19 protein-coding genes and 1 pseudogene (1 of these 20 only partly in view) are annotated in these 18,334 nt (G+C 46.1%); 14 read left to right on the forward strand and 6 right to left on the reverse strand.

Annotated elements, in window-relative coordinates; all coding sequences use genetic code 11:
* The first annotated feature begins 41 nt into the window (after window positions 1-41).
* From MHI21_RS05075 to MHI21_RS05105, 7 genes are all read left to right on the forward strand, one after another.
* Window positions 42-1,388: a phosphoribosyltransferase family protein gene (locus MHI21_RS05075; RefSeq protein WP_341163715.1), complete on the forward strand. Its 1,347-nt coding sequence runs from the start codon at window positions 42-44 to the stop codon at window positions 1,386-1,388.
* Window positions 1,385-2,536, forward strand: coding sequence for a cysteine protease StiP family protein (locus MHI21_RS05080; RefSeq protein ID WP_165179398.1), 1,152 nt, complete (start codon window positions 1,385-1,387; stop codon window positions 2,534-2,536). The genes MHI21_RS05075 and MHI21_RS05080 overlap by 4 nt, the downstream gene beginning before the upstream one ends.
* Window positions 2,533-3,369: an HAD family hydrolase gene (locus MHI21_RS05085; protein WP_165179397.1), complete on the forward strand. Its 837-nt coding sequence runs from the start codon at window positions 2,533-2,535 to the stop codon at window positions 3,367-3,369. The genes MHI21_RS05080 and MHI21_RS05085 overlap by 4 nt, the downstream gene beginning before the upstream one ends.
* A gap of 17 nt (window positions 3,370-3,386) precedes the next feature.
* On the forward strand, window positions 3,387-4,418 hold the full coding sequence (locus MHI21_RS05090) for an ATP-grasp domain-containing protein (RefSeq protein ID WP_134903222.1): 1,032 nt from the start codon (window positions 3,387-3,389) through the stop codon (window positions 4,416-4,418).
* A gap of 58 nt (window positions 4,419-4,476) precedes the next feature.
* Window positions 4,477-5,157, forward strand: coding sequence for a hypothetical protein (locus MHI21_RS05095; RefSeq protein ID WP_342419574.1), 681 nt, complete (start codon window positions 4,477-4,479; stop codon window positions 5,155-5,157).
* Between the two features lie 97 nt (window positions 5,158-5,254).
* Window positions 5,255-6,355, forward strand: a complete 1,101-nt coding sequence (locus tag MHI21_RS05100) for a toxic anion resistance protein (RefSeq protein WP_165179395.1) — start codon at window positions 5,255-5,257, stop codon at window positions 6,353-6,355.
* 338 nt (window positions 6,356-6,693) lie between these two features.
* Window positions 6,694-7,239, forward strand: coding sequence for a hypothetical protein (locus MHI21_RS05105; protein ID WP_061831749.1), 546 nt, complete (start codon window positions 6,694-6,696; stop codon window positions 7,237-7,239).
* Window positions 7,240-7,512: 273 nt separating this feature from the next.
* On the opposite strand, the gene MHI21_RS05110 is transcribed toward MHI21_RS05105, so the two are convergent.
* The 4 genes from MHI21_RS05110 to MHI21_RS05125 all read right to left on the reverse strand — a co-directional run bounded on the left by MHI21_RS05110 (window position 7,513) and on the right by MHI21_RS05125 (window position 11,611).
* Window positions 7,513-7,893, reverse strand: coding sequence for a DUF3899 domain-containing protein (locus MHI21_RS05110; RefSeq protein WP_342419575.1), 381 nt, complete (start codon window positions 7,891-7,893; stop codon window positions 7,513-7,515).
* Entirely contained in the window at window positions 7,893-9,536 is a 1,644-nt protein-coding gene (locus MHI21_RS05115) for a peptide ABC transporter substrate-binding protein (protein WP_342419576.1), read from the reverse strand. Before MHI21_RS05115 ends, MHI21_RS05110 begins: the two co-directional genes overlap by 1 nt.
* Window positions 9,537-9,732: 196 nt before the next feature.
* Window positions 9,733-10,683 (reverse strand): ABC transporter permease, encoded by a 951-nt coding sequence (locus MHI21_RS05120; RefSeq protein ID WP_023987209.1) that lies wholly within the window; start codon window positions 10,681-10,683, stop codon window positions 9,733-9,735.
* 1 nt (window position 10,684) lies between these two features.
* Window positions 10,685-11,611 carry an ABC transporter permease gene (locus MHI21_RS05125; protein ID WP_165179391.1) on the reverse strand — a complete coding sequence of 309 codons (927 nt, stop codon included), beginning with the start codon at window positions 11,609-11,611 and terminating at the stop codon, window positions 10,685-10,687.
* Between the two features lie 318 nt (window positions 11,612-11,929).
* On the opposite strand from MHI21_RS05125, the gene MHI21_RS05130 reads away from it, so the two are divergent.
* The 5 genes from MHI21_RS05130 (at window position 11,930) to MHI21_RS05150 (ending at window position 15,653) form a co-directional block, all read left to right on the forward strand.
* Window positions 11,930-12,697, forward strand: coding sequence for an amino acid ABC transporter substrate-binding protein (locus tag MHI21_RS05130; protein WP_165179390.1), 768 nt, complete (start codon window positions 11,930-11,932; stop codon window positions 12,695-12,697).
* Window positions 12,698-12,737: 40 nt separating this feature from the next.
* On the forward strand, window positions 12,738-13,397 hold the full coding sequence (locus MHI21_RS05135; RefSeq protein WP_023987212.1) for an amino acid ABC transporter permease: 660 nt from the start codon (window positions 12,738-12,740) through the stop codon (window positions 13,395-13,397).
* Between the two features lie 15 nt (window positions 13,398-13,412).
* Window positions 13,413-14,165: an amino acid ABC transporter ATP-binding protein gene (locus tag MHI21_RS05140; protein ID WP_023987213.1), complete on the forward strand. Its 753-nt coding sequence runs from the start codon at window positions 13,413-13,415 to the stop codon at window positions 14,163-14,165.
* A gap of 270 nt (window positions 14,166-14,435) precedes the next feature.
* Window positions 14,436-15,041, forward strand: coding sequence for a VC0807 family protein (locus MHI21_RS05145; RefSeq protein WP_342419577.1), 606 nt, complete (start codon window positions 14,436-14,438; stop codon window positions 15,039-15,041).
* Window positions 15,042-15,047: 6 nt separating this feature from the next.
* Window positions 15,048-15,653: a TetR/AcrR family transcriptional regulator gene (locus tag MHI21_RS05150; protein WP_069291221.1), complete on the forward strand. Its 606-nt coding sequence runs from the start codon at window positions 15,048-15,050 to the stop codon at window positions 15,651-15,653.
* A gap of 167 nt (window positions 15,654-15,820) precedes the next feature.
* Here the strand turns inward: MHI21_RS05150 and MHI21_RS05155 are convergent, their stop codons facing one another.
* Complete coding sequence (locus MHI21_RS05155; protein WP_254327123.1) at window positions 15,821-16,039, reverse strand: DUF6809 family protein; 219 nt, start codon at window positions 16,037-16,039, stop codon at window positions 15,821-15,823.
* Window positions 16,040-16,480: 441 nt separating this feature from the next.
* Between MHI21_RS05155 and MHI21_RS05160 the strand changes: the two genes are divergently transcribed.
* Entirely contained in the window at window positions 16,481-17,119 is a 639-nt protein-coding gene (locus MHI21_RS05160) for a glycoside hydrolase family 11 protein (RefSeq protein ID WP_061831741.1), read from the forward strand.
* Window positions 17,120-17,436: 317 nt separating this feature from the next.
* Window positions 17,437-17,835, forward strand: a pseudogene (locus tag MHI21_RS05165) (SUMF1/EgtB/PvdO family nonheme iron enzyme); the annotation flags it as partial.
* A gap of 125 nt (window positions 17,836-17,960) precedes the next feature.
* Here the strand turns inward: MHI21_RS05165 and MHI21_RS05170 are convergent.
* Window positions 17,961-18,334, reverse strand: the 3' end of a protein-coding gene (locus MHI21_RS05170; RefSeq protein ID WP_342419578.1) for an MATE family efflux transporter. It continues 979 nt past the right edge of the window; 374 of the gene's 1,353 nt are visible here — the last part of the coding sequence; its start codon lies off the right edge, out of view — the gene reads right to left on this strand; the stop codon is at window positions 17,961-17,963.

Genomic DNA, 18,334 nt, shown 5'->3' on the forward strand with positions numbered 1-18,334 from the left:
CACATAATCCATTCCGCCTTCCTGTGGACAAGCTGTTTGCGATGGCGGCACGGGTCAATAAAAAGCGTTCGTTTTTATTTGTCAGCAAGGTGCTGGGCAAGCATATTCCGGTAAACCCATACACCTCTCTGCTCAGTGGTGCGGCGCTGGCGATTCTACTATATAAGGAGCTTGTCCCACAAGCGGGACAACAGATGGATGAACTGATAGGAGAGGCCGTGAGAGGACTTCTTGACCCGGACTATGCGAAAGAGGCCTACCGAAAGTTGATGGATGAACGTTTAGCTTTTGCTTTTACAGAGCCGATCAAGTTTGTTGGTTTTGCCGAGACGGCTACAGCACTGGGACACAGCATGTATCGGTTGTTTGACGACGGAGCCTCGTATATTCATACGACGCGCGAGGATATCCCGGGCCTTCGGCCTATTATTCGGTTTGAAGAAGAGCATTCGCACGCTGTTGATCATCGTTGCTATGCACTGGATGAAGATGCCTTTGCAGGAGATGGCCCGATTGTGCTGGTAGATGATGAAATTACGACGGGAAAAACAACGCTTAATATCATACGGGATATTCAGGAGCATTTTCCGCGTAAACAGTATGTGATTGCTTCGTTATTGGATTGGCGGACAGACAGCGACGAGCAGGCTTTCACCGACCTGGAGGCAGAGCTAGGCATTACGATTACGCCTTTAAGCTTGCTCAAAGGAAAGATTGAGGTACAGGGTGTACCGATCCTAGATCACGCAGCATATGCCGGACAGGCTGGGCACTCAGAACATGCAGCCACTAGCATGGCAGAGGTTAATAAAGACGCTTCTGGAATAATTGACCACCGTTTTGAAAAGGATACTTCCGGTTTTGAGCGGATAGTACACAGTTCCATGTCAACAGACGGGTATGCCAATACAGCTCCTTATCTAAAATATACAGGCCGTTTTGGTCTACAATCCGCTGACAATTCAGCCTTGGATGCAGAAATCACGCGTACAGCTGAACGACTGAACCAACTTCGTTCTGGGCAACGCACGCTGGTTATGGGCACGGGGGAATTCATGTACATTCCAATGCGGATTGCAGCAGAGTTAGGCCCGGATGTATATTTTCAATCGACGACACGCAGCCCGGTGTATCCCCACCGAGAAGAAGGGTATGGCGTCGCTTGTGGTGTGACATATCCTTCGCCTGAGGACAGTACGGTACGCAATTTTATTTATAATGTAGACCCCGGTCAGTATGACGAAATATTCGTTTTGATGGAAAGGGAGTCAGACCCCGGGCGGATGAAACCCATGCAGGAAGCTTTGACCCGTCTGGGCTGCGATAAAGTGCATGTCGTTTATTTTAACGGTTTAGCTAGACAGGAGAGTAAAGGAGCGCGGATATGAAGCAAGCACTTATGGAGCAAATACAGCAGAAGAACATTCATCCGCCCGAACCGCTGGGCAGTTATCCTGCCTCGGATGTCACTTTTTTATTGAAGGATTTGAGCCGGGTTACGTTGGAAAAAGGGACGGAGGATCGTGAAGAGGCGATTCAGTCGGGAGTCCATTATTCAGAAATGCTGCCAGTAGAATACGAGCCGACAGCAGAGTATATTGCATTGTTTCACGAAACGCTTGCCCAATCTGCCAAAAAGGTTGCATTAGCGGCAGCTTCTGTGGCTGAGATGATTGTGAGAAAAAGAGGCCTGAACACGGCGATTGTTTCTCTTGCCAGAGCAGGGACGCCCATTGGTATCCTGATCAAGCGTTATATTGACTGGAAGTATGGCGTATCTTTGCCGCATTACAGTATTTCTATTATTCGTGGCAAAGGCATTGACCGGAATGCGATTTTATACATTTTACAGCAGCATGGGCTGGGGATTGAACTTCAGTTTGTTGATGGCTGGACGGGGAAAGGGGCGATTCGCCAGGTATTGATTGAGGCCTGTCGTGAGATGAACACGGATTACGGGTTGCGTCTAAATGATGATCTGGCGGTGCTGGCCGATCCGGGCAGATGTTCGGAAACCTTTGGTACACGAGAAGATTATTTGATTCCAAGTGCTTGTCTGAATTCGACTGTATCCGGTTTGATGAGTCGGACGGTATTACGCGACGATCTCATAGGCCCGGACGATTTCCATGGGGCCAAATTTTATGAATCTTGGCGGTCAGTGGATCAGTCCAATACGTTTGTGGATACGATATCCGGATACTTTCAAGACGTGGCTGAAACGGCCATTGCATATGCAGAACAAATGACATTGAACCCGTCTGCGGTGACATGGCAAGGCTTACGGGATATAGAGGCGATTCAGCAGGCATTTGGTATTCGGGATATCAATCTGGTCAAGCCCGGAGTGGGGGAGACGACTCGTGTACTGCTGCGCAGGGTGCCGTGGAAAATTCTGATTGACCGCGAAGATAATCCGAATCTTCAGCATATTATGCTGCTGGCCAAGGACCGTGGAGTGCCTGTAGAGGTATTTGAAGGATTGACTTATTCCTGCTGCGGAATTATCAAGCCGCTCAAGGGGGGACAAGAATGATCTACGCAAGTGATCTCGATCAGACACTGATTTACTCCAAACGTTCGCTTGGCGTACCGCTGGAGTCCCCTGGTCTGTTGCCTGCGGAACAGATAGACGGGGCAACGTGGGCTTTTATTTCTGAACAAGCCCTGCAATTGTTAAAGACACTGCCTGAAGATGTGATGTTTATGCCCGTGACGACTCGGACGATAGAACAGTATAGACGAATCACTGTGTTTCAGACGGAGTTGGTTCCCACATATGCCGTGACGAGTAATGGTGGAAACATTATCGTTGGAGGCGAGGTGGATCGAGAGTGGAATCGGCGTATTCATGAACAAGTACGCCGTGATGGTGCTCATGCGGAAGAAGCACGTCAGGTGTTCGGACAGGTGCTGCATGAAGACTGGGTGGTAAACGAGCGCTTTTGCGATGAGTTATTCTATGCTTTCATGATTGAACGGGATCGTATGCCACTGGAACAGGTGCTGGAGAAGGCGCGAATCATGCATGAAATGGGCTGGGAGGTATCCATTCAAGGTCGTAAGGTGTATTTGGTACCTGCGGCCGTGAATAAACAAGCAGCCGTGGAGCACATCCGCAATCTCACGAATGGAGGGGCAGTGGTTGCGTCCGGTGACTCTTTGCTAGACCGTTGTCTGCTGGACTATGCCGATTATGCGATTGCTCCGCGTCATGGTGAATTGTATCGGGAACAGCTACGGGATAAGCTGGAGGTCAATTACCGTTTTACAGAAGTGTCGGGGGTTTATGCAGCGGACGAAATCATGGCGTATGTTCATGCAATACACCGGAGTGTATTCGCAGCTCAAACTTCATTTTCAGAATAGATAGGGGACGTGGCTCTGTGAAGAAGGTTAAGGTGTATTTTAACCGCTGGTTTTCAGTGGCGTATCATTATATGAATGCTATTCGTAACAATGAGGACGGTATTCCGTTCGAGATCTATGCGACGCACTCAGATCCGCAGCACATGGCGCTACAGGCCAGTGATATAGCTGAAGTAGAGCCTCGCACCAGTGGTGTGGAGTACGCACGGTTTTGCGCTGATTTTTGCAGGCGGCACGGAATTGATGTCTTTATCCCACGGTGGAATATGCTCGATATTAGCAAGCATCTTTATTTATTTGATGATATTGGGACAAAAGTGATGGTATGCCAAGATACCGAACTGCTGGAGCAACTGATGGAAAAGGATCTGTTTTATGAATCCATTCGTCAAAAGGACATTGTCACGATTCCCGACTATGCCATTGCCAGCAATGCCGAGCAGTTTAAACAGGCTTATGAGTCGTTAATAGCACTTGGGCATAAGGTATGCTTCAAGCCATGTAATGCAGAAGGCGGGATGGGCTTTCGTATCATTAACAATGAACGTAATCCGCTGGAGGAGCTGTTCGGCCATGCGCTGAATCATATTTCGTTCGAGGAGGCACATCGCGTATTGTCATCCACAGAATCATTTCCCAATCTGATGGTGATGGAGCTGCTGGAGGGATACGAATACAGTATTGACTGCCTGGCCGACCGGAACGGAAAGCTGCTAGCGGCAGTTCCGCGTAGGAAGGCAGGAGGACGATTACGGCTGCTGGAGCAGCATCCCGAGCTGTTGGAGGTGGCACAGAAGGTCGCTGAGGCGTATCACATTCCGTACAATTATAACATTCAGGTAAAATATAACGGCGAGCATGCCAAGCTGCTAGAGATCAATCCGCGGATGTCCGGAGGACTTCATGTATCATGTTTGTCGGGTATCAATTTTCCTTATCTAGCGGTGAAGTCGGCTTTGGGTCATGAGATCGGTTCACTTCATCCGCAATACGACATTTTAGCCAGTCATATCGAGCAGCCAATCACCATACGTAAATCCGTACATTGACACACACAAATATTGTTTTCTACAATATGGTAAGGGTTTACGTCAGGAGGTACAAGCTATGACGTCAAAAATGTGGGGTGCCACGATTGCTGTGGTTAGCTACCTGATTGCGCTTTTACTAAGTTTTTGGTTGCCACTGTTTGTGTGTTTGGCGATTCCGATCATTGGTTTGGGAGGATACAGCGCCATCATGGCCGTTCGCCATCCTCGCCCCAATCTGACCGGTTCCGTGATTCCGGTGGTGCAGGAGCAGGTCGGTGAGACACAGCAGCATGAAAAGGAAGCTACCGTTCGATCGGAGTCTATGACAGGACAAGTACGTCAACCAGTTCAGGTGAGTAGTGAATTTGCTCAGGTGATGGAGTATTTGGAGGTACTGGAGGATATGGTGATCTCCGAGGGACAGAAGGATGCGCTTGATAACGAGATTGTCGAGAAGGCGCTGGCTCTATTTGCACGTTTGCAGCGGGTCATTCCGCTTTTGCATGAACTGAACAACAGTGAAGTGAATCATACGGTTCGGAGATTGATTTTGAAGGATTTGAACGGACTGATTAATCCGTTTCTTCGGCTCAGCGGCGATGCGAAGCGGACCAACCGGAGGACGTTATTAAACGGATTACGGGATGTGGACAGCAAAATATCGGTAATTGTGTCCACGGTGGAGCATAAGGATCTGCTGGAATTACAGAGCAAAGCGGAGCTTATTCACCAGCGATATAGCAGTTCCGAATTGTAGGCGATTTTTTGAGAAAATAAAAAAGTAGCAGAATAGCTGCTCTGAATAACAACGATTAGATTTGGGTAACAGTTGTTTTCAGAATAGGAGGTAGCGTATGGCGACCCCATGGGCTGAATTGAAAAAAGAAGATGAACAAAAGGTGACTGAGGAGGCTTCACAGCTGATTCAGAAGGTATCACAAAGCGATGTCATGAGCCTGGATACCTTAATGGATGATATCGGTAAGCTGGGGGTTAAAACGCAGGAACGTGCGGGGCAGACTCTAAAAATGCTGGATCGTCCGGTAAACGACCTCATGTCCGGTGATCGGGCTGAGGTATCCAATATGATCTTAAAGCTGCGTGATGAATGCGAAACGCTCCAGCAGAGCAAAAATGTGAGCTTTTTTGGCAAGCTTCTGCGTAAAAGCCCGTTAAAAAACTACATTTACAAGTATCAGTCGGTGAAGACGAACATCGAGAAAATCATTACTGCCTTGAGAGATGGTAAAGATAATCTGGAAGAAAACATTGTCAGCATGAGACAGTTGAAGAAGGCTTCCATTGAAGAAATCTACAATTTACAGACGAAGATTGCCTTTGGTAATCGCTTGAAAGAACTGTTTGAGACCGAGATTGCCAAGTCGGAAAACGAAAACCGTAAGCCTCATCTGGAGCGGGGATTACGCAAGGTGGTTACTCGTACGCAGTCAATGACAGAAATGATTTTGTTATACAATCAGGCGATTGCAGCAACGGATATTATTAATGATAACAATGATAAACTGATTGATTCTGTAAATAATGCGATTGATAAAACATCGAATCTGATCACTGTATCGGCTATGATCGCGATGGCGCTGGCGGATCAAGATAAAATCATTTCAGCCGTCGATGCGACCAACCGTACGATTGAAGATCAATTCAAGGAAAATGCGAAGCTTCTCAAAACGACGACCGAGAGAACGACAGATTTGCTTAGTAAGCCTTCAATGTCACTGGAGGCTGTGAATCAGGCGATTGGTGATTTGGTATCTGCTTTGGATCTGTCTGAAAAATCAAACCGTCGGATTATTGAAAGCTGCCACGATTATACAAGTAAAATGACAGCAATCAATGCCAACCTTAGCCAACGTCTGGGGATCGAAGGGAAAGAACCATCCAAACCGCTGAAGGATAGCAATTCCTCTGAGGGTTTAAGCTCGTTTTTGAACTGATGACAATGTAGAATAATAGACCCAATCTATGAAAAAGACGCCAGGATGACTCCGAAAGGCGTCTTTTTTTGGTTTGGCAGCAGCTAATAAAGGACATGATGAACATACATAGCATTCTCGTGCATAAACTCTTAAAAAGCGAATGACAAAAGGAGAGAGCGAGCGTATGATGTCCTTTATTTTAGGGTGTGTGATTGTCTATTTACTTGTGGCTGCCAGTAGCGAAAAAGCAGATTCAATTGTGGAGTTAAATGATTCTGTGAAATAAATTTTTTTATTGAAAATCATGCATTTTCTGATAGGATAGAGTTAAATATTGGAATCCCAAAGGAGAATGCATGCTGGAATTTTCATTTGAAATTATCGACGAATCGAAAATCAACATTGTATATCAGTATGGAAGCAGTAGCTTCAATTTTAATTTGTTTTTTAACTACGGTGTGTGGACGCTGCATCCTTTTGACGGGATTCTGCTGCAGAACAAGGAAATGTGCCGTTTGATCGTTACGGATCTGTTTAAGAACAAAGATTTTCATGTCATGCTGGCGCGCGAAAATATTTTATTGTCAACCTTGCGTACCTCTATTGATCTCAATCCTGAAACTCGGGGAGATCGATATCAGGAACAGGAATTTGATGAGCTGTCTGATTTTGCTGAGACACACAGCTTTGAAGAGGTACTGCAAATCGAGCAGGATTCCGTTCGCGAGCGTATAGATTTCTTCCAAAACATCATTCAAAAAATGTATATGGAAGGATTCGGCCCGGAAGACAATGATTTTAACAAGGTACAAGCTATTCTTCGCATTTATAAGGCTGCACATGACCAACTCGGAGAATTGAGCGACTTTCCCCTGAGAGGCGACGAGCGACGCAGATGGTAGATTTGAAACAAAAAAAGAGAGAGTTCCGCAGCAAACGCCTTTGCGAAACTCTCTCTTTTCATTTACACACCTCTAAAACGTATAGAAGCTCTACGGCGGTTGCCAGCGGAGCGGGCAGAATTGTTCTGAAGAAGCGAAGCGTTCGCTTTTGTCCTCGGATTTTAACCTTTACTGGTTGTGTACAATAATAAAAATCCGAGGGCGGTGGCGATCGGAAGAACAATCTGCACGCGCAGCGCCCACCAACCGCGAGAAAGCTTTCATACGCCCTAACTAACTTATCCCCATTAATATCATCGAGCAAAGGATAAGCCCCGCCCCGCACCCCGAAGTATATACCTTGAGGTGGCGGAACATGGATGTTTTCCAGGCTGACAGAGATTCATCGGAACGCAAACGTTCATTTTCCTCCCGTAATGCCTTGGATTGACGAATGAACAACTGTCTGATGTCGGCAAATCCCCGCAGGAAGAGGGTTAGAAAACCGCTTTGCAGAACGTGGAAGATTGCACCGATCACCAAGCCCAGCAACCCCAACAGGAATAACAGATTTGCAGTAGCCATGTTTTCACGACCATACAAGAGATGGGGGATGGCGTACAGAAATCCTAAGGTACCGACAATCAGGGCAGTGATCCCGAAACGTAAAACCATTATTTTTGGACCCGTTTCGCAAAGCGCAGGTCTGGGTTCGAACGAGCATCAAATACGATACCTTGAATCTTAGGACTGATTAATGCCGTGTCCGCAGAGAACTGGATCGGAATAATCGGCAGATCTTCCATCAATACGTCTTCTGCCTGATGGAGCTGTTCAAAGCGTTTTACCGGATCAAGCTCAAAGGTTGAGGATTCGATCAGTTTGTCATACTCCGGGTTGCTCCAGTTGGTAAAGTTGTTCGAATTTTTGGAAGTGTAATGCCCCAATACGCCAAGTGGATCCAGGAAGTTTCCTTCCCAGCCCATACGGGCGATCTGGAAGTTCTTCTGTTTAAAGGTATCAATGTACGTTTTCCATTCCTGATTCTCCAGTGTCACTGCAACGCCCAGGTTCGTTTTCAGCATTTCCTGAATCGCTTCAGCTACTTTTTTATGCTTGTCCGAAGTGTTGTATTTGAAGGTAATCGGTGGCAGCTTGGTCAAACCTTCTTCTTTCAGACCTTCGGCCAGCAATTGTTTCGCTTTTGCAGCGTCAAACTCATAGTATTTTTTCGGTGCTTCATCACGGAAGTCTTTGCCGGATGGCGTTGTTGTTCCGTATGGAACATAACCGTAAGCCGGAGTTTCGCCACCTTTGGTTACGCTGGTAGCCAGTGCTTCGCGGTCAATCGCGTAGGCGATGGCCTGTCTGATTTTTTTATTGTCAAACGGCTTTTGTTTTACGTTAAAAGAATAGGTGTACACACTGAAAGATGGATGCGACAGGAATTCCTTGTTGCTCTTTTCCTGATCTAGTGTATCTACGGGAAGGCTCAAAATCAGATCCAGATCGCCCGTTTTATACATTTGATAATAAGTTGTGGAGTCTTGAACCATTTTAAAATTAATCGTTGCCATCGTAATAGCATCTTTGTTCCAGAATTGATCGTTTTTAGCCAGCGTAATTTGCTCGTTATGTTTCCATTCCTTGGCTACATACGCACCGTTGCCGACCATTGTGCCCGCTTCAGCTGCCCATTTGTCATTTTTCTCAACAACCGATTGGTTTACTGGCAGATAGGCATGACCCACTGCAATCGTTGGGAAGAAGCTCAGCGGTGATTTCAGCTCAACTACAAGAGTTTTATCATCTTTGGCTGTAACACCCACGTCTTCAATTTTACCTTTGCCTGTGTTGTACGCTTCGGCACCTTTGATGTAGTAGAGGGCAGAAGGATCGTAGGCAGCTGTTTTTGGATTCAGTACCCGTTTCCAGGAGTATTCAAAATCCTTAGCTGTCAGTGGGTCACCATTCGACCATTTTGCGCCGTCACGGATCGTAAAGGTGTAGGTTTTACCGTCAGGAGATACGTCTACTTTGCTGGCAGCGCCTTCTACGATTTTACCGGCCTTATCGTATGTATACAGCCCTTCGTACAAGTTATCAATCACAAAGTAGGACGTTGTATCTGATGCGAAAGCAGGGTCTAGCGTATAAGGCTCGCCACCTGCCAGATTGGCAGTAATTTCTTGCGGGATATCTGCTTGAGGCGCAGCGGACGGGTCGTTGCTTGCTGTTTTGTCCGCAGTGCCAGAGCATCCAGCCAAAGCCGTTACGGCCAAAAGTAAGATGATCGTCATCCAATGCATTTTTTTCATCGTGGTTATCCTCCATTACTGTGATTAGTTATGCCAAAAATAAGGTACACCGTACCGGGATTTATTCATCCTCCTTTCCCGCAGGTATGCCGCGTGTGCGCACTTCGATAAAGGAACTGCCGTTTTTCCTGCGGTTAGGCGAGAAGCTGCGGATCATGGTGACACCCCTCCTTATCCAATTTGGATCTCTCTGTTGTTAATGTTGTGAGCGCGGGTCAAGTGCATCCTGAAGCCCGTCTCCAAGTGTATTGAACGCCAGCATGGTGAGCGATATCATCAGTCCGGGGAAAAATAGGCGCCACCATTGACCGCTTAAAATAACGCCAAGTGAATCGTTAGCCATCGTCCCCCAGCTGGCCGAAGGAGACTGAATCCCCAGACCGAGAAAGCTCAGGAACGATTCGGCAAAAATAGCCGACGGAATAGTGAACGTCAAATTTACAATAATGATTGCCGCTGCGTTCGGTAGCAAATGTCTGAAGATAATACGTGAATGAGATGTCCCCAAGCTGCGGGCTGCTAACACATATTCTTGCTGCTTCAGCTGTAAGATTTGCCCACGCACTACACGGGCCATACCGACCCAGCCAGTAATAGATAATGCAATAATCATCGTGAGTAGGCCTGGCTTCATAATGACGAGCAGCAGAATGATGACCAGCAGATAAGGAATACTATACAAAATTTCAATAATACGCATGAGAATGCTGTCGATCCGGTCGCCCGTTTTACCGTGCCCAGCACAATAGCCAGCAACACAGCCGACGAGAATGCCAAGCACCAAATCAATGGCGGCAGCGGCAAAGCCGATCATGAGTGAAATTCTAGCACCGGCCCATGTCCGTGCCCATACGTCCCTCCCCAGATCATCCGTGCCAAACCAGTGCTCTCCCGAAGGAGAAAGATTCGTCTTCAAAAGGGATTGATCACTGGGTGCATAAGGAACCATGGAAGGTCCAATAATCGCCAGCACAATAATAATAATAAGTAGAGAAAGCCCCAACAGAGCAAGCTTGTTGTTAAAAAGTCTGCGTAGCCGATCTCGCCAGGGTGATTCTTTGGGTCTGGTCAACGTGGGGGTGGGGATCTGGCTGCGGTCTACAAGACTAAACAGGCTGTCCTTTTCGACAGTAGGTGCTGCTTTCATGTTAATCTCCTTTGCTGTCTAATTTGATTCGCGGATCGACAAGGCGATAGGATATATCAATTAAAAATAAAGTAACGACCAGAATGGCACTGTAGAAAATGGTCGTCCCCATAATCACTGGATAATCCCGATTAAAGATACTATCTACGAAGTATTTACCGATGCCGGGAATGGCGAATATTTTTTCGACGACAAAGGTACCTGTAATGACGGAAGCGAATAGCGGTCCGATAAAGGAAAGCACCGGAATCAATGCATTACGTAATCCGTGACGAAGAACTACTGCCCAAGAGGACAACCCTTTTGCTTTGGCAGTGCGTATGTACTCCTCATGCATAACTTCCAGCATGCTTGTCCGCATAAAGCGGGCGATAACGGCAAGAGGTGAAACAGCGAGAGCCAGCGACGGGAGCACCGTATGCTGCCAGGTTCCCCATGAGGCGACCGGAAGCAGATGCCATTGGACGGCAACATACTTGATTAACAGCGGTGCCAATATGAAGCTGGGTACGGAAATACCAACAATCGCGATAAACATCGAGATATAATCCAGTGGTCGATTATGGTGTAGAGCAGCCAGTGTTCCGAGCGAAATACCGGCAATAATCGCGACCACGATGGATTGAATACCCAGCAATGCAGAAGGTGGAAAACCTCGGGCAATGAGCATATTGACGTCCGTCGTTTTCGATTGAATAGACGGGCCCATGTCCAGCACTAGCAGATTTTTGAGATACAACACATACTGCACAGCGAGCGGCTTGTCCAGATTGTACCTGGCACGCATGTTTTGCAATACCGCTTCCGGAATGGTTTTGGAATCGTTCGAGAACGGATCACCCGGAATGATGTGCATGATGATAAACGTTAAAGTGACGATAATCCACAACGTAATGAACATCGTAAAGAGACGTTTTAAAATGTACATGGGGCTTTATTTCTCCTGTCTATCAAGCTGATTTACATACTACGGCTGCTGAAATTTTAAAATAAATAAAAGTATATAAGAATACTAGGAAATGATAAGACGGTTTAGGTGACATGTCAAGGCAAGGTTTTACATTATAGAACACAGGTCAAATTTTCGTCACAGGTTTTCCATTTATATAAGGCTAAGATTCCGCTTATTCCTCTCGACGAGTATCCTGCGGTATGTTATGATGATACTCTGATAACGTGTTAACGAACTAAAGCGTTTGCCACCTGTTCTTGGATACGGGGGTCACCATTGTTGGAGGGGAATAAGATGAGAAAAGCAGCCATGTTTACGATGTTAATTGGATTGATGATGATCGTGTTGGCCGGATGTTCCGGCGGTAAGGATAACAGTAAATTGATTATTGGAATTGATGATAAATTCGCCCCGATGGGCTTTAGAGATGAAAATAACGAGCTGACCGGCTTTGATATTGATTATGCAAAAGCGGCCGGGGAACAAATGGGTAAACAGGTGGAATTTCAGCCGATTGACTGGTCTGCCAAAGAATCCGAGCTGAACAGCGGACGTATTGATCTCATTTGGAATGGATACACCATTACGGATGAGCGTAAGGAAAAAGTGCTGTTCACAAAGCCATATCTGAAAAACAGTCAGGTGATTGTCATTCCGGCTACTTCCAGTCTATCCAAGCTGGCTGATCTGACGGGCAAAACGGTCGGACTCCAGACGCTGTCTTCAGCAGCCGATGCATTGGATGCAAATCCGATCAAAAGTAAATTGAAGCAAGTGTCCGAGTTCCCGGATAATGTTCTGGCTTTGACGGACTTGAAAACCGGACGTCTGGATGCGGTTGTCATTGATGAGGTCGTAGCCAAGTATTATATGTCGAAGGAACAAGGGACGTATAAGCTGCTTGATGAATCATTGGCCCCTGAGGAATACGGCATCGGTGTGAAAAAAGGAAATGAAGAGTTGTTGATGCAGCTGCAATCCGCTTTGGATGAGCTGCACAAGAACGGAAAAGCTGCTGAAATTTCGAAAAAGTGGTTTGGTGAAGATAAAGTATTAAATTAATACGTAGTGTATTGAACTAAGGGTTTAGGAGTCGAAGGTCATGAGTATGGAATATATTTTGCGAATTATGAAGCCTATGCTTGAAGGGGCACAGATGACGGTTATTTTATTTTTCATCACGCTCATCTTGTCTATTCCATTGGGTTTTATCGTTACGTTGCTGGCCAAAAGCCGGATTAAGCCAATCGCCTGGCTGATGCATACGTACATTTATGTTATACGCGGTACGCCGCTATTGCTGCAATTATTGTTCTTTTGTTTTGGTCTGCCGATGTTGCCTGTCATTGGGGAGTATCTGGTCTTGGACCGGACAACGGCTGCGGTACTGGCATTTGTACTGAATTATGCGGCTTATTTTGCAGAAATTTTTAGAGGCGGAATGTTGTCGATTGATAAAGGGCAATACGAGGCTTCGCAAGTGCTGGGCTTGAGCAAGTCGCAGACGCTGATTAGAGTCATTGTGCCGCAAATGGTACGGATCGCTTTGCCTGCGGTAACCAATGAAGCGACAACACTGGTAAAAGATACGGCACTACTGTATGCAGTAGCGGTACCGGAACTGCTACATTTTGCGAATACGGCTGTAAACCGTGATTTCTCGATTGTACCTTATGTTGTAGCGGCGGTTATTTATTTGTTGTTAGCTTTGGTGCTGACGCTATTCTTCAGGGCGCTGGAAAAACGTTTTAAATTCGAGTAAAAGGAATGTCGGGATATGAATACTAATGCAATAGAAGTAACCGATTTGAAAAAATCGTTCGGCAAGCTCGACGTTCTGAAAAGAGTGAGCTTTAACGTTAAAGCGGGCGAGGTTGTAGCCGTCATCGGTCCTTCAGGTTCAGGAAAAAGTACCATGCTCCGTAGTTTGGTACACCTGGAAGATGTGACGGGCGGGACGATCCGCATTCATGATAAAGCACTGGTGGAAAACGGTCAGTACGCTCCGGCAGGTGACATTAAGGGTATTACCACCGGTATGGGCATGGTGTTTCAGCATTTTAATCTGTTCCCTCACTTGACGGTGCAGGATAATCTGGAGCTGGCTCCGAAGCTGGTGAAGAAGGTGAGCAAGGCTGAGCTACGTCGCCAAAGCGCTGAGTTGCTGGCTAAAGTCGGTTTGGCAGATAAAGCAGATGCGTATCCATCCCGACTGTCGGGAGGGCAGAAGCAGCGCGTGGCGATTGCCCGGGCAATGATGATGAACCCTGATATTTTACTGTTTGATGAGCCGACCTCGGCCCTTGATCCCGAGCTGACGGGTGAGGTGCTGCGAGTTATCAAAAAGCTGGCTGAGGAACATATGACGATGGTCATCGTGACCCACGAGATGAACTTTGCGAGAGATGTGGCGGATCGTGTCATTTTTATGGATAATGGCGAAATTGCAGAATCCGGTACACCAGAGCAGATTTTTGGCAATCCTCAGCTGGAGCGGACGAAGGTGTTTTTGAATCGGGTGGGGGATTAAAAATATAGTTGCTTGTTAGAGTGTGTGTCGGTGAGCAATATGTTTTTAAGCAGGAAGTATGAGGGAAGAATAAAAGCAAGGGAGATGGCAAACGCCATCTCCTTTTTGTAGTTATAGAGTATGCGAACTGTGTAACCACATTTGGGCAATATGTAGATTGAGGTTCGTATACAGATTATTATTTTTAATCTTTACATACCTACCGAAGGTATGTAGAATGAAAGATACCTACCGAAGGTAGGTTTTAAATGATGAGAGGATGAGTCGACCATGAATAAAACTCGCAACGAAATCATCTTTACGCTAATCATCAATCTTGTATTGCCTTATTTGGCTTATCGCCTGCTAATTCCGTATACGAGCAGTGTGGTGGCTCTGTCTTTCGCTGCTCTTGTACCACTATGCGACTCACTCTACAATCTTATACGGACGCGCAAAGCAGATGTGTTCTCTGGCTTTATCTTTCTTGGTCTGATTCTGGGCGTGGTGGCCGTTCTCTTGGGCGGTGACGAACGCTTCATTTTGCTACGGGAGTCTTATGTAACCGGTATTATGGGGTTGGTGTTTCTAGGCTCGCTGCTCTTTGGTCGATCATTAATTTATTATTTTGCGGAAAGATTCACAGGTCATAATCCTCAGATAAACGATAAATGGGAGAAGCTTCCACGCTATCGCTTTAACTTCCGCCTGATAACGGCGGTGTGGGGACTCAGCCTGCTGCTGGAAGCCTTCATCAAAGTAGTGCTGGTATATTCGCTGTCCATACCGACCTTTCTGGTCGTATCGTCGTTCTTCACCTACGGGCTTATTGGTTTGACGATCTGGTGGAATATAGGTTTCATTAAACGAATAAAAAGACAGACAAACGGGAGGTAAAAGATTATGCAAGATAAAGCGATGAACGACAGTCTAAAAAAGCTGCTTGAGATTGCCGAAAAGATGATTATGGAGAAAGGCTGTCGGGCGACGACACTACAGGATATTGCGGATCGCAGCGGACTGACTAAAGGAGCCATTTACCATTATGTCAAAAGCAAAGATGAATTGTTCGGTATGATTCTGGAGGCGGGAATGGAGAAAACCAATCAGCGCTTTTTTGAATCTGTCGCCCGGACTCCCGCAGGACCAGAAGGAATCAAATCCCCGCTTAACACCTTAACTGAACGGCTTCGTAACATCGGTAGTGGGGACAGCGCTGCCAGCCTGATTTTTATTTATCTACTCAGCCAACAGGATAAGCCCGCCGTGGCTGGCATTCTGAAACGTTATCATGAAGCATCTATCCTCACTGCCAAAACGTGGATCGAAGTCGGACAGCAGAATGGAGCTATCCCTGTTTCAATCGATGCGGACAGGACAGCTCGGATGTTCACCGTGTTCAAGAACGGACTGCAAGTTCAGCATAACATAGTGACCGATGGCGATAAAATCAACGAACTGGAAATTTACGAGTTCTTGATGAATGCGCTGGGCGCAGGAAGAGGCTAGGCAGCCCCTCCATTCGTCTGAAATTCTCTTAAAGTATTCCATTCGTTCAGCTATCCCTGGATTTTACCTTTAAGTTTATATTCTACTGAGGAGAAATCTAGGGATAACAGCGATCGGAAGAACAATCTGCATGCGTAGCGGGCTCACCACCATAACTCCTCCATTATCTATCTATTAGGATCAACAATTTCTTTGTCCTCGCTAAATACTTCAATCATCGTTAATGCCCCCGCCCGGTACCCGTGAATGAATGCTGCTGGTAATTTGCTTTTCAACATCTCCATGAGATCACTAATTTTTTGATTCACTTTTTGAGATTCAGGGTCGGTTGAATTTATCTGTTCACTAGGACGCCATTTCCCATAATACATATCCTCTAAAATCATTTTTTATCAAACCTCCTATGAAAAGTTAAGTGTTTGTCCTCACGTGAATCGAGATTTCCCATTATGCACTGCTAATCACCCAAGCACATTTTACTGTATGTGATGGATGCATATTGATATTTATGCGTTATTTGCATAAATTTTTTTTAGTATATAAGCTGAGTTAAAAATGTACATGAGATGCCACTAGGCTGTCGGGTGGTGCTTCCCATCGCTGAAATACTGGAATTATTTTATAAAATTCAAAGAGAGCTAAACATAATAGAGTTAAAGCTTTAATTTGCTAGGTTTATATGCAAACGCTATTATTCTATAATTTCACTCAGAAAGGAGGTTAAAGTAAAAAAATACGGAATATGGAACGTATAGGTGATATACTGCAAAGAGAATCAACCAACAAGCAAGTGTATGGGACAAACACAAAATTTTAGGAGGTAGAGTATGTTTAATTTTAGTAAGAAAATGATGACGGTAGTTCTTGCAGCTTCCATGAGTTTTGGATTATTTGCAACAACCTCAAGTGCAGCGACAGACTATTGGCAAAATTGGACCGATGGTGGTGGGACGGTCAATGCTGTTAATGGATCAGGCGGTAATTACAGCGTAACATGGAAGGATACCGGGAATTTTGTTGTCGGCAAAGGCTGGACTACTGGATCGCCAAACAGAACGATCAACTACAATGCCGGTGTCTGGGCGCCGTCCGGTAATGGATATTTGGCTCTCTACGGGTGGACGAGAAACTCACTCATCGAATATTACGTCGTTGATAGCTGGGGTACTTATCGACCTACCGGAACGTATAAAGGTACGGTGACCAGTGATGGGGGCACATATGATATCTACACAACAATGCGATACGACGCACCTTCCATTGAAGGCGAAAAAACGACGTTTATTCAGTACTGGAGTGTTCGACAGTCGAAGAGACCGACCGGGGGCAACTCCACAATCACTTTCAGCAACCACGTGAAAGCATGGGCGAGCAAAGGAATGAATCTGGGAAGTAACTGGTCTTACCAGGTGTTGGCGACAGAGGGGTATCAGAGTAGCGGGAGCTCTAACGTAACGGTGTGGTAACCACTCAACTGCAAGCTGTTCAACGAACAGGCGCGGTTGGGACTGTCTCACGGGATAAGCGGGTTTTGAGAGCTGTCTGATAGATAGGGTTTAAATGAATCGATCATGGAGGACTCACCGAGCCCTAAGTATTGTAGACAGGCCGATGACCGTTCCCCTCCAGTCTATCCGTCAGTGCGGATGCGTTGAAGGCCGTTTCCTGCCAGGCGAACGGCCTTCAACGCTGCTGGAGGCGAGTTGAAGGCCATCACGGCCTACTATTTTTCCTATCAGCTTAAAGGAGATCTATCCATGAGAAAGCTATTAATGTTTATTTTAATAGCAACAATAAGAATGATAACGATAATATAAAATGGACAGTAACGATTAATGAGGGAGCTAACGGTTACCGATTGCCTACAGAAGTGGAGTGGGAATATGCTGCAGGCGGAGGTCAGGCGAGCAAGGGCTACACATACAGTGGAAGCAATAATGCCGACGAGGTCGCATGGTATTGGAAAAACGCCGGAGACAAATACTTATCTGGAGACTGGAACTGGCCTATCATAGAGAGCAACTATAATAAAACAAAATCGATCGGTACCCGGAAACCCAACGAGTTAGGAATTTACGATATGTCCGGCAACGTCAGCAACAACGAGATATCTTTCCGAGGTAAGTTCGATGCGAATGGCTTTGGTCCCGATCAAGGGTTTCGTATAGCTCGTAGAGAATAGTCGGAACAAGGCACAACAAATGAAGGTTAAACTAACGGGCAGTTTAGGTTAATACAGTTCTACCCCACCGAGAAGACAGGGTCGGGGAGTGTCCTTATCCTGCCTTCTTGCATGTTATATGTTTTCTACTGTACTAAATTATCCAAATCCGGCTGCAATTTGGTCCGCAGAACATACAGCATGATGGCACCAACAAGGAACGCGACGGCATCCGAAATGACAAGCGACCAGACCACCCCGTGGAATCCGTTCATTCGATTAGCAATATACAACACAGGAATCAGAGTAACTCCTTGAATAACTGACATAATAAACGCGGCGGTTCCTTGCGCTGTTGCTTGAAAGATACCGGTAAACAGCGAGGTCATTCCTGTAATGAACAAGGATAAGAACGTCACATGTAGAATGTAGCTACCCATTTCAATTAATTGCGGGTCACTCGTAAATAAACCAATTAAGTGGTCGGAAATCAGGTAGACGATAACACCAAACACGATTG

Origin of the sequence: Paenibacillus sp. FSL H8-0168 (assembly GCF_038592955.1) — a bacterium.
GTDB lineage: Bacteria > Bacillota > Bacilli > Paenibacillales > Paenibacillaceae > Paenibacillus > Paenibacillus polymyxa_B.

Bases quoted from the DNA above. Each gene is read 5' to 3' on its own strand.
- MHI21_RS05075 (WP_341163715.1), top strand. From the start codon at position 42: ATGGCGGCACGGGTCAATAAAAAGCGTTCGTTTTTATTTGTCAGCAAG.
- MHI21_RS05080 (WP_165179398.1), top strand. From the start codon at position 1,385: ATGAAGCAAGCACTTATGGAGCAAATACAGCAGAAGAACATTCATCCG.
- MHI21_RS05085 (WP_165179397.1), top strand. From the start codon at position 2,533: ATGATCTACGCAAGTGATCTCGATCAGACACTGATTTACTCCAAACGT.
- MHI21_RS05095 (WP_342419574.1), top strand. From the start codon at position 4,477: ATGACGTCAAAAATGTGGGGTGCCACGATTGCTGTGGTTAGCTACCTG.
- MHI21_RS05100 (WP_165179395.1), top strand. From the start codon at position 5,255: ATGGCGACCCCATGGGCTGAATTGAAAAAAGAAGATGAACAAAAGGTG.
- MHI21_RS05105 (WP_061831749.1), top strand. From the start codon at position 6,694: ATGCTGGAATTTTCATTTGAAATTATCGACGAATCGAAAATCAACATT.
- MHI21_RS05110 (WP_342419575.1), bottom strand. From the start codon at position 7,893: ATGGTTTTACGTTTCGGGATCACTGCCCTGATTGTCGGTACCTTAGGA.
- MHI21_RS05115 (WP_342419576.1), bottom strand. From the start codon at position 9,536: ATGAAAAAAATGCATTGGATGACGATCATCTTACTTTTGGCCGTAACG.
- MHI21_RS05120 (WP_023987209.1), bottom strand. From the start codon at position 10,683: ATGAAAGCAGCACCTACTGTCGAAAAGGACAGCCTGTTTAGTCTTGTA.
- MHI21_RS05125 (WP_165179391.1), bottom strand. From the start codon at position 11,611: ATGTACATTTTAAAACGTCTCTTTACGATGTTCATTACGTTGTGGATT.
- MHI21_RS05130 (WP_165179390.1), top strand. From the start codon at position 11,930: ATGAGAAAAGCAGCCATGTTTACGATGTTAATTGGATTGATGATGATC.
- MHI21_RS05135 (WP_023987212.1), top strand. From the start codon at position 12,738: ATGAGTATGGAATATATTTTGCGAATTATGAAGCCTATGCTTGAAGGG.
- MHI21_RS05140 (WP_023987213.1), top strand. From the start codon at position 13,413: ATGAATACTAATGCAATAGAAGTAACCGATTTGAAAAAATCGTTCGGC.
- MHI21_RS05145 (WP_342419577.1), top strand. From the start codon at position 14,436: ATGAATAAAACTCGCAACGAAATCATCTTTACGCTAATCATCAATCTT.
- MHI21_RS05150 (WP_069291221.1), top strand. From the start codon at position 15,048: ATGCAAGATAAAGCGATGAACGACAGTCTAAAAAAGCTGCTTGAGATT.
- MHI21_RS05155 (WP_254327123.1), bottom strand. From the start codon at position 16,039: ATGATTTTAGAGGATATGTATTATGGGAAATGGCGTCCTAGTGAACAG.
- MHI21_RS05160 (WP_061831741.1), top strand. From the start codon at position 16,481: ATGTTTAATTTTAGTAAGAAAATGATGACGGTAGTTCTTGCAGCTTCC.